Below are 414 nucleotides of genomic sequence, written 5' to 3'. Positions count from 1 at the left end.
CGCGCCGGTCGGCGAGGGAGTCGAGGATCCCCGGCAACGCCGGGACCAGCGGCGACGGCCACGCCCGCCGGTCCCCCGCCACGTCGGCGGGCAGCAGGTCGAGCTGGCGGGGCCCGCCGAGCAGCACCTCGGCGTCGCGGAGCGCGTCGCGGTGGGTCTCCGGCAGCCCGGCCCAGCCGTCGGCGCCGATCCCGACGACGGTGAGCGGGTCACCCACCGGTCTTGTCCGTGACCCCGGCGGCGTCGAAGGTGGCGACGTCGGCCATCGCCCGCGCCGCGCCCTGCAGCACCGGCAGCGCGAGCAGCGCGCCGGTGCCCTCGCCGAGGCGCATGTCGAGCTCCAGCAGCGGCGCGAGGCCGAGGTGGTCCAGGGCGAGCGCGCCGCCCGGCTCGGCGGAGCGGTGCCCGCCCAGG

The 414-nt window shown here is 80.0% G+C and carries 1 protein-coding gene and 1 pseudogene; both read right to left on the bottom strand.

All coding sequences use genetic code 11. The features are described 5' to 3' along the window. A pseudogene (locus GTW08_RS13940) lies at positions 1-217 on the bottom strand (cobalamin biosynthesis bifunctional protein CbiET); the annotation flags it as partial. Then, on the bottom strand, positions 210-414 hold a 205-nt coding region (locus GTW08_RS13935; protein ID WP_161152014.1), incomplete at its 5' end, for a nicotinate-nucleotide--dimethylbenzimidazole phosphoribosyltransferase. The pseudogene GTW08_RS13940 and the gene GTW08_RS13935, both read right to left, overlap by 8 nt.

Source organism: Pseudonocardia sp. SID8383 (genome assembly GCF_009864975.1).
In the GTDB taxonomy this organism is placed as follows: Bacteria; Actinomycetota; Actinomycetes; order Mycobacteriales; family Pseudonocardiaceae; genus Pseudonocardia; species Pseudonocardia alni.
The sequence above is the reverse complement of the archived record's forward strand: the minus strand, read 5'-3'. Positions and strand labels throughout refer to the sequence as shown.